Here is a 12,438-nt window from a genome sequence, read left to right on the forward strand (position 1 = left end):
CCCGACGCTTCAGCGGCATTTGCCTACAGAATCTTGCGCACCAGCCTGACCAGGATCAGAGCCATGTAGGCAGCGAAGAAAAAGGCCAGCGACCAGCCGAAGCCGGATGGACCGAAGGCATCCATGCCGATGCCGATCGCCTGCGGACCCAGCACCATGCCGACGCCATAGCAAAGCACGAAGGCAGCATTGGCGGATGCCAGTTCATGGCCGGACAGCTGCGAGCCGAGATGGGCAAGGCCGATCGTGTACATGGCGGCGACGACGCCGCCCCAGACGAACAGGAGGGCCGCCATCAGATGCCAGTTCTGTGCGAAGAACGGCATGAAGACCGTGCCGATGAGGCCGACCGTGGCGCAGGCCAGCAGCAGGTAGCGCCGGTCGGAAACGCGGTCGCTGATCATGCCGATCGGGATCTGCAGAAGCACATTGCCGAGCCCGATCATTGTCAGGAGCAGCGCGGCGTCGGCTTCCGAATAGCCGATACGGCTGCCATAGACGGGGAAGAGCGAGAAACCGCCGGTCTCGACGGCGCCGAAAACAAGCACGGCGAAGGTCGCGGTCGGCACCAGCCAGATATAGCGCAGGAAGTGGCTGGTCTCGCTGTCGGCGACGATGGTCGGACTCTCGTTGCGGGCCGCCAGCACCGGAATAGCGGCAAGCGTCACCAGCGCTATGGTGACGCCGAACGGCAGGAAGCCCGTGCTGCCGAGATGGGCGAACAGCCAGGGTCCGGCGGCAAAGCCGAGCGACAGCACGGTGGCGTAGATGCCAAGCACAAGGCCGCGCCGGTTCGGCGGGGCGGAGGTGCTGATCCAGAATTCCGACAGGATGAACAGCACCGTCAGCGAGATGTGCAGGGCGACGCGGAGCGGAAACCACATCCAGAAATCCGGCGCGAAATGGAAGCCGACAAAGGCGAGCGCGCCGATGGCAATCATCAACAGCATGGTCCAGGCGACGCCGAGCCGCATGGCAAGCGGGGTGGCGAGCGGCGCGCCGGCAATCGAGGCGAGACCGGCGACGGCCGTGTTGAGGCCGATCATCGAAGCGGAATGGCCGCGGCTTTCCAGAATGACGCTGAGCAGCGGCATGCCGAGGCCGATGGCGATGCCGACGACGCTGATCGAGGAGATCGCCGCGATCATCGGCAGCCAGTGTACGCGTTCGTCGCCCTGTTCTTGGGTATCGACCGTCATGGGATCAAAATGCTCTGCTTCTAAAGGACTTCGCGGACAAAGCGGTTGCGGACGAGCCGGAAGAACGGCACGGCGCCCCCCGGCCGCAGCAAGGGATCGTCGGCAAGCCGACTTTCCAGTTCTTCCAGGATCATGCCGGTAATGTCGGGGATGTCGGCCTTGCGGGCGTCGGCAAGCGGCAGCCAGACGAGTTCTTCGAGCTCGTTGGTCGGACCGCCGCCGGGCAACTCCACGGCAACGTCGTGGCGCCAGGCGCTGAAGAAACGCGTATCGAAACGGCGCACGCGATTGGGCGGGGTGATGGCGCGGGCGATGAAGCGGAGCACGTCCAGCGAGGGGACCACGCCATGTTCGGCGAAACCCTGCCAGTCGCGCTTTGCGGTCGAGAAGGCGCCCTTGCGGCCGATAAGCAGGCCGGCTTCCTCATAGGTCTCGCGAATCGCCGACAGGGCGATTGCGCGCGCCCGCGCCACGCTGGCGCGGCCGGGGCCTGAGACCAACCTACTTTCTTCTTCTTCGCGCAGAGGGGCGGCGACGGGAATGCGGCTGTCGGTTGGATCGGTGCGACCGCCGGGGAAGACGAATTTCCCGGGCATGAAGGCGTGCCCGGCATGGCGCCGGCCCATCAGCACCAGAACGTCCTTGCCCCGGCGATCGAGCAGAATGAGGGTCGCGGCATCGCGCGGACGCAGCGCCCGACCGTTGCGCACGGCCAGGCCCTTATCGAGCTTGTCGACATCCGCCTTGGTCATTCGTTCCATGCGCTCGACCTAGCGGAAACTTCCCGGATGCGAAAGTGGCTTGCGCGTCGCGGCCTTTGCACCAGGGCCGGCAGCGGCGCGACCTGACTTATCAATGGCTCTCGAATTCGTCTTTCTCGTCGCCGAAGCCGTGCATATAAAGCGCCCATTGCAGGCCGATGACGGCGCCCTTGACCGGCTGCAGCAGCACGAGCGCGAGAATGATGGTCAACGGCACCCAGATCAGCGCGTGCTGCCAGGTCGAGAGCGTGGTGGCGGCCTCCACCGCCATGAACGAGCCAACCACGATATGGCCGACGATGACGATGACCAGATAGGCAGGCAGGTCGTCCGCGCGATGGTGGTGCAGTTCCTCGCCGCAGACCTCGCACTTGTCCACGGGCTTCACGAAAGCGTGGAACAGCTTTCCCTTGCCGCAATGCGGGCAACGGCCGAGCATGCCGCGCTTGATCGCCGTCCACAGCGGGCGCGCGACGCGGCCTGAGTGGTGCTCGCCGCCGAAAACCTGTTCTTCCACCCGCAAATCGCCTGGCATCATCTTCTCCTGCCGCGCGGACCGACGCGCGATTGCGACGCGCGGGCGCGGCCTTTGGCCTTGTGGAACGACCGCTTTGAGCCGGGCAGGGGCTTCGGGTCGGTCAGCATCTCGAAACGCATCGCGCCGGCCATCGGCGCGACCTCGATCAGCCGGACTTCGACGCGGTCGGCAAGCTGATAGCCTTTGCCAGTGCGTTCCCCGAACAGCGATCGGGCGGTTTCGTCATAGATATAGTAGTCGCCGCCCAGAGTTGACACCGGAATAAAGCCGTCGGCGCCGTACTGCGGCAATTGGACAAAGAGCCCCGCCTTGGTGACGCCGGAGATGCGCGCGTCGAACGTGTCGTTGACGCGCTCGGCGAGATAGGCGGCGATCAACCGGTCGACCGTATCGCGCTCGGCGGCCATGGCGCGGCGTTCCGTGGCCGAGATCAGGGCGGCGGCCTCTTCCAGCCTGTCCGCCTCCTGCTGCGTCAAGCCGCCGGGACCCAGACCAAGCGCCGCGATCAATCCGCGGTGCACGATCAGATCGGCATAGCGGCGGATCGGCGAGGTGAAATGTGCGTAGCGCCTGAGGTTGAGGCCGAAATGGCCGATATTCTTCGGCGAATACTCGGCCTGGCTCTGCGAGCGCAGCACCACTTCGTTGACCAGCGCCTCGTTGTCAGCGCCGCGCACGCGCTCCAGGATGCCGTTGAATTGGCTGGGCCGCATCTGCGCGCCGCGCGCCAGGGACAGGCTGAGCGTCTGCAGGAACTCGCGCAGCGATTCCTGCTTGGCGAGCGACGGCGCGTCATGGATGCGATAGACGAGCGGCTCTTTTCTGCCCTCCAGGGTTTCGGCGGCCGCGACATTGGCCTGGATCATGAACTCTTCGATCAGCTTATGCGCATCGAGTCGCTCCGGCACGGTGACCCGGTCGACCGTGCCGTCGGGCTTCAGCAGGATCTTGCGCTCCGGCAGGTCGAGCTCCAGCGGCTGGCGGGCGTCGCGGCCGCGCTTCAGCACCGCGTAGGCGTCCCAGAGCGGCTTCAGCACGCCATCGAGGATCGGCCGCGTCTTGTCGTCGGGCACGCCGTCGATCGCGGCCTGCGCCTGCGGGTAGGCGAGCTTGGCGGCCGACTTCATCATGACGCGGTGGAAGGAATGCCTGAGCTTTCGGCCTTCCGACGAAAAGGTCATTCGCACGGCGATTGCCGGCCTGTCCTCGCCTTCGCGCAGCGAGCAGAGATCGTTGGAGATGCGTTCGGGCAGCATCGGCACGACGCGGTCCGGAAAATAGACCGAATTGCCGCGCTTCAGGGCTTCGCGGTCGAGCGGCATGCCATAGCGCACATAGGCGGCGACATCGGCGATCGCCACGGTGACGACGACGCCTCCGGGGTTCTTCTCGTCCGCATCGGGCGTGGCGAAGACGGCGTCGTCATGGTCCTTCGCGTCGGCCGGATCGATGGTCACCAGCGGCAGGTTGCGCCAATCCTCGCGGTGATCGAGCGTCGCCGGCTTCACCGCTTCGGCCTCGGCAATCACGTCCGCCGGAAAGACATGGGGAATGTCGTGGGCGTGGATGGCGATCATCGAGACAGCCTTCTCGCTGCTCAGCGATCCCAGCACCGCCAGCACTTTCGCCCTGGGCAGTCCGTAACGGGATGCCCGCGCCGGCTCGACCTCGACCAGGTCGCCGTTTTTGGCGCCGTTCTGGAATTCCTTGTCGACGATCAGCTCTGGCTGGCGCCGTTCGACCGGCTCGATGCGGAAAGTGCCGTCTTTCAGCACGCGGAAGACACCGAGCACCGCGTCGCTGCGCTTCTCGAAGATCTTCATCACCCGCCCGGTATAGGCGGGGCCTGACGGATCGTCGGTCGGGAAGGTCTTGGCAAGCACGCGGTCGCCGATGCCGGGCACCGGGCCGTTGGCGCCGCGCGAAATCCGAATGGCGATGACGGGCGGCGAGCCGTTGCCAGTGTATTCGTTCGGATGCGCCAGAAGCATGCCGTCATCGTCGCGGCCGAAAATGTCGAGCACCGCGACATGAGGCACGGCGCCCGCGCGGGTGAGTCGCTTGCGCTCCTTGTTGAGGAGGCCCTCGTCCTGCAGGTCGCGCAACAGGTCTTTCAGCCAGATGCGGTCCTCGCCACGCAGCGCGAAGGCCTTGGCGATCTCGCGCTTGCCGGAGCGGTCGGGATTTTCGGCGATGTAGCGCAGGACCTCGTCACGCGAGGGACGGTAGTCGTCTTTGACCTTGGCCCTGGTGTCGGCGTGGCGCGGATCGCCGTGGCTTCTTCCGGAGATCCTGCGCGCCACGTCCCGCTATCCCTTCTTCGCCGCCCTGCGGAAGGGCTTTTTGCCGCCTCCGCCCTTAGCCTCCCTTTCGGCAATCAGGGTGAGCGCCTCTTCCATCGTCACCGATTGCGGATCCTTGCCCTTGGGCAGCGTCGCATTGACCTTGCCGTAGTTGACATAGGGCCCGTATTTGCCGTCGCGCACGACGATCTTGCCGCCGCCGTCGGGATGGTCGCCAAGCTCCTTGAGCGCCGCAGGCGTGGCGCCGTTGCGGCCGCCCTTGCCCTTCTGCTGCTTCTCGGCGATCACCGAGACGGCGCGGTTCAGGCCGATCGAGAACACGTCCTCGATGCTTTCCAGATTGGCATAGGTGCCATCATGCAGCACGAACGGGCCGTAGCGTCCGAGACCGGCCGAGATCATCTTGCCGGATTCGGGATGTTTTCCGACGTCACGCGGCAGGGCCAGCAGCGCCAGCGCCTTTTCGTGGTCGATCGACTCGGGCGTCCAGCCCTTGGGCAGGCTCGAGCGCTTGGCCTCCTTGCCTTCGCCGCGCTGGATATAGGGGCCGAAACGGCCGCTCCTCAGCGTGATTTCCTCTGCGGTGTAAGGATCCTTGCCGAGCAGCTTGACGCCGTCCTCGCCATTGCCGTTCTCGCCATTGGGATTGGCGGCGTCGCCGAGCTGGCGGGTGTAGGAACACTCCGGATAGTTCGAGCAGCCGACGAAGGCGCCGAACTTGCCGAGCTTCAGCGAGAGGTTGCCTGAGCCGCATTTCGGGCAAATGCGCGGATTGGAGCCGTCCTCGCGTTCCGGGAAGACAAGCGGCGCCAGTTCTTCGTTGAGCGCATCGAGCACGTCCGTGACGCGCAGTTCCTTGATGTCGTCGACGGCGCCGGAAAAATCCTTCCAGAAATCGCGCAGCACGTCCTTCCAGGCGAGCTTGCCGTCGGAAATCTCGTCGAGCTTTTCCTCGAGCGAAGCGGTGAAATCATACTCGACATAACGCTCGAAGAAGCTTTCGAGGAAGGCAGAGAGCAGCCGGCCCTTGGCCTGCGGCACCAGCCTGCGCCGGTCGATGGTGACGTAGTCGCGATCCTCGAGCGTCTTCAGGATCGCGGTGTAGGTCGACGGCCGGCCAATGCCCAGCTCTTCCAGCTTCTTGATCAGCGACGCCTCGGAGTAGCGCGGCGGCGGCTCGGTGGTGTGCTGGGTGGCGTTGATCGCCTGACGGGCGAGCTGCTCGCCGGAACGGATCTCGGGCAGACGGCGGCTCTCCTCGTCCTCCGCGTCCTCGTCCTTCTGGTCGGTATAGGCGGCGATGAAGCCGTCGAAGCGGATAACTGAACCGACGGCGCGAAGCTCGGCAGTGCGAGCGCCATTGACCGCCTCGATCTCGACCGTGGTGCGTTCGATCTCGGCCGGCTGCATCTGGCTGGCGATGGCGCGCTTCCAGATCAGCTCATAGAGGCGGGCCTGGTCGGCGTCGAGATACTGCCTGACCGATTGAGGCGTGCGGTTGAAATCGGTCGGGCGGATCGCCTCGTGCGCTTCCTGGGCGTTCTTGGCCTTGGTGGTGTAGTAACGCGGCTTTTCCGGCAGGTATTTCGCGCCGAACTCGCTGACGATGGCGCTGCGGGCAGCCTCGATCGCCTCGGGCGCCATCTGCACGCCGTCGGTTCGCATATAGGTGATGAGGCCGGCGGTCTCGCCGCCGACATCCATGCCTTCATAGAGCTTTTGCGCCACCTGCATGGTGCGCGTGGCCGAGAAGCCGAGCCCGGAGGAGGCGGCCTGCTGCAGCGTCGAGGTGGTGAAGGGCGGGCCGGGATTGCGCTTGGTGGGTTTGGCCTCGACCGACAATGCCTTGAAGGTCGCGCCTTCCAGCATCGCCTTGATGTCGTCGGCCTGGGCCTTGTTGGCGATGTCGAGCTTCTGCAGCTTCTTGCCGGCAAAGGCGGTCAGCCGCGCTTCGAAACTGTCCTTGCGCGGCGTGTCGAGGATGGCAGCGATCTGCCAGTATTCCTCGCGGATGAAGCGTTCGATCTCGGATTCGCGGTCGCAGACCAGGCGCAGCGCCACCGACTGCACGCGGCCGGCCGAGCGGGCGCCCGGCAGCTTGCGCCACAGCACCGGCGAGAGCGTGAAGCCGACGAGATAGTCGAGTGCACGGCGAGCGAGATAGGCGTCGACCAGCGGCGCGTCGATCTGGCGCGGATTGGCCATGGCATCCAGCACCGAGGCCTTGGTGATGGCGTTGAAGACGACGCGGCTGACCGGCTTGTCCTTCAGCGCGCGCTTCTGCTTCAGGACTTCCAGCACATGCCAGGAAATCGCCTCGCCCTCGCGATCCGGGTCGGTGGCGAGGATCAGCCCGTCGGCATCCTTGACCGCCTTGGCGATGTCGGCGAGGCGCTTGCCCGACGCGGTGTCCACCGACCAGGACATGGCGAAGTCCTCGTCAGGGCGGACCGAGCCGTCCTTGGCCGGCAGATCGCGGACATGGCCGAACGAGGCCAGGACCTTATAGTTCTTGCCCAGATATTTGTTGATTGTCTTCGCCTTGGCCGGCGATTCGACGACGACGACGTCCATGAGGTCTCTTAATCAGCTGTGAGGTGGCGGAAGAACTCCGCGACGCACGACGAAATCCCACTCTTTTCGTCGCTCACATGGCCGTGCTTTTGCAATCGGTCAAGGGGAGGCGGGCAATTTGGGAAGCGGTCGCCGGCAATACACTCTTAGAGTGTATGGCAAAGATCACATTTTTTGGGGATGGAGGCGTGCGCGCCTCGTATCACGCCGGGACGGCCTGTGCCGGCCAGTCGAGTCGAGGGACAGTGACGAGGCGCTGGCCCCGCCCGGAAAGATCGCTGGCCGCCAAATCAAACCAATTCGGCGGCCAGGCAGTCTTCCGCATGCCAGCGGTGGGAGAAACTCAATCTGCCTTGACGACGTGCCAGGCGCCGGCAACGCCTTCGCCGGTCATGTCGCCGGCCTTCTTGTCCTTGACGAAGGTATAGACCGGCTTGCCGTCATAGGCCCACATCTTGCTGCCGTCGGTGCGGTCGACGATCGTCCATTCATCGTCGGCCTTGGCACCGGCCTCGGCCTTCAGCGGCGGCCAGTTGGCGGCGCATTTGTCGTAGCAGCTGGATTTGCCCTTCTTGTCCTTGTCGAACGTGTAAAGCGTCATGCCTTTGGCGTCGGTATAGATCTTCTTGCCGCCGACTTCAGCTTCCTTCCATGCTTCGGCGGCATGGGACGCTGCGGTGCCGAGCAGAAGGGCGGCAAACCCGAGTGCGATCGATTTCATGACAATCTCCCTGAGAACGAGCGCACGGCAATCGCGCGCCTATTCCGACAACGCATTGGCGCGGCTGTTTCTTCCTTGGCGAAGCGGCGACGTGCCACACAATGGTGATTGGCAGGCGCGCGCCCGCATCGCTATATCGACGCCAGCACAATCGGGACTCATTGGATGGCATTGGACATCGGCTATGTCAGCGCGGTCGGAGCAGGGGCGATCTCTTTCCTGTCGCCTTGTGTGCTGCCGCTGGTGCCGCCCTATCTCTGCTACATGGCCGGCGTTTCGGTCGATGATTTCCGCGGCAATCAAAGCGTGACGGCAAAGGAAGGCGCCCGCGGCGCGCTGCTTTATGCTTCCGTGGCCTTCGTGCTCGGCTTTTCCACCGTCTTCGTGGCGCTTGGGGCCGGCGCCTCGACCATCGGCCGCCTGCTGCGCGTCTGGCAGGAGCCGCTGGCGATGGCGGCGGGCGTGCTGATCATCATCATGGGCCTCAATTTCCTCGGCATCCTGCGCATTCCGCTCCTGTCGCGCGAGGCGCGCTTCCAGTCGCAGGGCAAGCCTGCCAGCATGATCGCGGCCTATGTCATGGGGCTGGCCTTCGCCTTCGGCTGGACGCCTTGCATCGGCCCGGTGCTGGGGCCGATCCTGACTTTAGCCGGCGGGCGCGAGACTGTTGGCGAGGGCGCGCTGCTGCTTGCCGCCTATTCGCTGGGCCTAGGCATCCCGTTCCTGATCGCGGCGCTGTTTTCCGGTGCCTTCATGCGTTTCCTCGGCAAATTCCGCGTCCATCTCGGCCGTGTGGAAAAGGCGATCGGCGCGCTGCTGGTCGTCGCCGGCGTGTTCTTCCTCACCGGCGGCGTGCAGAGCGCGTCGTATTGGCTGCTGGAGAATTTCCCGGTGCTGGGCCGGTTGGGGTAGCGGTCCGGCGTCCGTTTTGTGAGTCGTCAGAAATGAGGCTCGACACGCTGGAAAACGCAAATGGTCTTGAACCCATCAGCAAGCGGCCGGACGAGGACAGCGGTGGGGCGCTGGTCCCGGTTGGAAGGTTGGGCCAGCAAGTAAAGCCGTCCATCGATCCGCTGCGTATCGAAGTGCACGTAGCGCCGGCTTACATTCGGGTAGAGGCGGGGGAGTTGGCCTGATATGACGCTCCATCCCGAGGGCAATTCGTCCGAAAACGTGTCGCCGCCGTCAAGCATACTCTCTTTCAAGACTGTCGATGGATCAGCCGCGAGCGGCGCCAAGAGCATGACATCGCCGTCGAAATAATGATTGGTTCCACTCCAGCGGACAAGCTTGCGACGCACGCCGGGCGAGACCTCGATCGTCGCCACCTTGATGTCGAGATTTTGCTGCGCGGTGTCCGTGGGAAAGACGTTGGCGTTGTCGTTCGTGGAGGTGCTGACGTTCTCAAATCCTTCCTGTCGAAGACGCAGGAATTTTCGACAAAGACGCGGCTCAGTCGTTCCATGCGTCAGCAATATGGTGCCAACCGGTGGCCGGCGACCCGGCGGCGCATATTCGACGCGATCGACCTTGTACCGGTTCAGTTGGAAAGGCTCATCCAGGCAGACAATGGGTCCCTTGTCCGGCGCCTCGTCTCCGACGACATGACAATAGCTAAGCCGATCCGGCCTGATCACCATCCCGATCAGCCAGCGCTTTTTGTCCGTCGCGTAGCCAGGCTTCCACTCTTTGCGCGAAAAAATCTTTCGCTTCGCAATCCAAAGGCTGAAGAAGGCTGGCGGATCGGCGCCGCCCTGACCATACCCAAAAGCCTGGTCTTGCCCATCACGGAGGCGGATCGTCCAGCCATTGACCATGGTGCAATTCGATCGACCCGTGGTAGGCGTCGCCGATAATCCCTGATCGACGCTGGTGGGCAGTCGGCGATACCCGACCGGATCTTCGTCCATCGTCAGCGTAAAGCGGATCAGCGCGACGTTACGGCCGGGTTGGCAAACAACCTCGGCATGCGGAGTGGTGTAATCGGCCCGAGCCGTGCCCGGACAGATCGATATGAAAATGAAAAAAATAAACACGGCGAAAGCTTCAAAGCCGTGGCTCAACATCTGAAGCCTTTCCTTCAGTGCACGCCGGCGCCATAAACGGGGCGGCCAGATGAATGATGACGACGGTATCTAACACAAACTTTTCCCGAAATTTCTGCAATACCAAGGACCACTGAGAAACTGTTGGAAAATTTCGTGCGTGGGCGGTTGGCTCGATACCCAGATCGGAACGATGCCGAAAAGCCGACGTTGCCGAATCGCAAGCACAACATCGATAGCGAGGCGATAATGGTAGCCAAAGCGGACGTGCAAAAGTTCTTCAAGACCTACGAGAAGGTCTACAACGACGCGATCGCCGGCAATGTCGACATGGACGATTTTGGAGCTATGTATTCGACCGGATTTGTCTCGGTCACCCCGGTTGGCGTCATGGTCGGCGAGAACGGCAAGAAATTTCAAGATACGATGAGGAAGGGTTTTGAAGCCTATCGGGCGATGGGCAGCAAGACGATGACCTGCAAGGATGTCTCGGTGACGGCCATCGATCAGGACCGTTGCGTGGCCAAGGTAGAATGGTCGGGCGAATACGAACGCAAGGACAAAAGGCTCGTGACCATCGATTTCGAAGTCGATTATCTCGTCGAAAGGCGCCAAGGCAGCCTGAAGGTGTTTGGCTGGATCGCCGGCGACGAGCAGGCGGAATTCAACAAGCACGGGCTGTTGTAAGCTCTGCCCGTCGGATTTGGTCGTGGACCAGCTGATTAAGAGTCAGCCGCTCCACCATCTCACCGGAATTTAACCGCATTGGTGCAGCATAGCACCAATGCTAAATGTGCCTTGATTCCAAACCTTTTCATACGGTTGCCCCTATATGAGCCAGAGATCCTGCCTGTCCGTCATCCTCGCCGCCGGCGAGGGCACGCGCATGAAAAGCGCTACGCCCAAGGTGCTGCATGCGATTGCCGGGCTGCCGATGGTGGCTCACGTGGTGAGGGCCGCCGAAGGAGCTGGCGCGACCGGCGTGGCGCTGGTGATCGGCCACGGCGCCGACGAGATGCGCAAGGCGGCGCAGAAATTCGCGCCCAAGGCGGAAACGTTCGTGCAGGAGAAGCGGCTCGGCACCGCGCATGCCGTGCTTGCTGCTCGCGAAGCGATATCAAAGGGTTATGACGATATTCTCGTCATGTTCGGCGACACGCCGTTGATCGATGCGCGGGCGCTGGCGGCTGCGCGGCAGAAGTTGGCGGAGGGCGCCGCCGTCGCCGTCATCGGCTTTCGTCCGCCAAGCCCGACCGGCTACGGCCGTTTGATCGAAAAGGGCGGCCGTCTCGTCGCCATCCGCGAGGAGAAGGACTGTTCCGAGGCGGAAAAGAAGATCGGCTTCTGCAATGCCGGCATGATGGCGGTGGCGGGCAAGCATGCGCTGCGGCTGCTCGACAAGGTCGGCAACAAGAACGCCAAGGGCGAGTTCTACCTCACCGACATCGTCGAGATCGCCGGTGCGGAAGGCCTCGATGTGGTGGCGACGGAAGCCAGCTTCGAAAGTGCGCTCGGCATCAACAACCGGGCCGAGCTTGCCGAGGCGGAATCGATCTGGCAGGCGCGCCGGCGGCGCGAGGCCATGCTTTCCGGCGTTACGCTGATCGCGCCCGAAACTGTCTATTTCTCGCACGATACCGAAATCGGCGCCGACACGATCGTCGAGCCGAATGTCTGGTTCGGTCCGGGCGTCAGGATCGCGTCGGGCGTCAAGATCCACGCTTTCAGCCATATCGAGGGCGCGACGATCGCCTCGAACTGCGATGTCGGGCCGTTTGCGCGGCTCAGGCCCGGCGCCGATCTTCGAAACAAGGCAAAGGTCGGTAATTTCTGCGAGGTCAAGCAGGCGACGATCGAGGAGGGCGCCAAGGTCAACCACCTGACCTATATCGGCGACGCGCGCGTGGGTGCCGCGGCCAACATCGGCGCGGGCACCATCACCTGCAATTATGACGGCTACTCGAAATTCTTCACCGACATCGGCGAGGGGGCCTTTGTCGGCTCGAATTCCTCGCTGGTGGCGCCTGTCACGATCGGCAAGGGCGGCTATATCGCCTCCGGCAGCGTGATCACCGAGAGCGTGCCGGACGACGCGCTGGCCTTCGGTCGCGCCCGCCAGAAGACGATCCCCGGCAAGGGCAAGGAGCTGCGCGAGCGCTTCGCCTCGGCCGCCGCGGCGAGGAAGAAGGCGGCGGAATGATTTTCAGCGCTTCCTTGCGGAGGCGGTTGCAACTCGGTCAGATATGAACGAGTGGAAACCAGGGCCCTGAAAACCCGAGCGGTTCAGGTAACCGGAT

At 63.6% G+C, this 12,438-nt stretch carries 10 protein-coding genes; 3 read left to right on the top strand and 7 right to left on the bottom strand.

From position 1 onward, the window contains the following. Positions 1 to 23: 23 nt before the first annotated feature. From FJ430_RS18400 to FJ430_RS18425, 6 genes are all read right to left on the bottom strand, one after another. Complete coding sequence (locus FJ430_RS18400; protein WP_140709625.1) at positions 24 to 1,199, bottom strand: MFS transporter; 1,176 nt, start codon at positions 1,197 to 1,199, stop codon at positions 24 to 26. A 20-nt stretch (positions 1,200 to 1,219) separates the two neighbouring features. Beyond that, positions 1,220 to 1,960 carry an NUDIX hydrolase gene (locus FJ430_RS18405; RefSeq protein ID WP_140709627.1) on the bottom strand — a complete coding sequence of 247 codons (741 nt, stop codon included), beginning with the start codon at positions 1,958 to 1,960 and terminating at the stop codon, positions 1,220 to 1,222. Positions 1,961 to 2,051: 91 nt separating this feature from the next. Next, positions 2,052 to 2,495: a DUF983 domain-containing protein gene (locus FJ430_RS18410; protein ID WP_140646176.1), complete on the bottom strand. Its 444-nt coding sequence runs from the start codon at positions 2,493 to 2,495 to the stop codon at positions 2,052 to 2,054. Further along, positions 2,495 to 4,801, bottom strand: a complete 2,307-nt coding sequence (rnr, locus tag FJ430_RS18415) for a ribonuclease R (protein ID WP_140709629.1) — start codon at positions 4,799 to 4,801, stop codon at positions 2,495 to 2,497. Before rnr ends, FJ430_RS18410 begins: the two co-directional genes overlap by 1 nt. A gap of 6 nt (positions 4,802 to 4,807) precedes the next feature. After that, complete coding sequence (topA, locus tag FJ430_RS18420) at positions 4,808 to 7,375, bottom strand: type I DNA topoisomerase (protein ID WP_140709631.1); 2,568 nt, start codon at positions 7,373 to 7,375, stop codon at positions 4,808 to 4,810. 343 nt (positions 7,376 to 7,718) lie between these two features. Continuing rightward, complete coding sequence (locus FJ430_RS18425) at positions 7,719 to 8,096, bottom strand: hypothetical protein (RefSeq protein WP_140651169.1); 378 nt, start codon at positions 8,094 to 8,096, stop codon at positions 7,719 to 7,721. Between the two features lie 165 nt (positions 8,097 to 8,261). Here FJ430_RS18425 and FJ430_RS18430 point away from each other — a divergent pair, with 165 nt between their 5' ends. Further along, entirely contained in the window at positions 8,262 to 9,008 is a 747-nt protein-coding gene (locus FJ430_RS18430) for a cytochrome c biogenesis CcdA family protein (RefSeq protein ID WP_095765112.1), read from the top strand. A 26-nt stretch (positions 9,009 to 9,034) separates the two neighbouring features. Here the strand turns inward: FJ430_RS18430 and FJ430_RS18435 are convergent, their stop codons facing one another. After that, a complete protein-coding gene (locus tag FJ430_RS18435) occupies positions 9,035 to 10,162 on the bottom strand; it encodes a hypothetical protein (protein WP_140709633.1) in 1,128 nt (375 codons plus the stop codon). 228 nt (positions 10,163 to 10,390) lie between these two features. Here FJ430_RS18435 and FJ430_RS18440 point away from each other — a divergent pair, with 228 nt between their 5' ends. After that, on the top strand, positions 10,391 to 10,828 hold the full coding sequence (locus FJ430_RS18440) for a nuclear transport factor 2 family protein (RefSeq protein ID WP_140709635.1): 438 nt from the start codon (positions 10,391 to 10,393) through the stop codon (positions 10,826 to 10,828). Between the two features lie 145 nt (positions 10,829 to 10,973). Beyond that, positions 10,974 to 12,341 carry a bifunctional UDP-N-acetylglucosamine diphosphorylase/glucosamine-1-phosphate N-acetyltransferase GlmU gene (gene glmU, locus FJ430_RS18445; protein ID WP_140709637.1) on the top strand — a complete coding sequence of 456 codons (1,368 nt, stop codon included), beginning with the start codon at positions 10,974 to 10,976 and terminating at the stop codon, positions 12,339 to 12,341. Positions 12,342 to 12,438 lie beyond the last annotated feature (97 nt).

Source organism: Mesorhizobium sp. B2-8-5 (genome assembly GCF_006440675.2).
Taxonomy (GTDB): Bacteria; Pseudomonadota; Alphaproteobacteria; order Rhizobiales; family Rhizobiaceae; genus Mesorhizobium.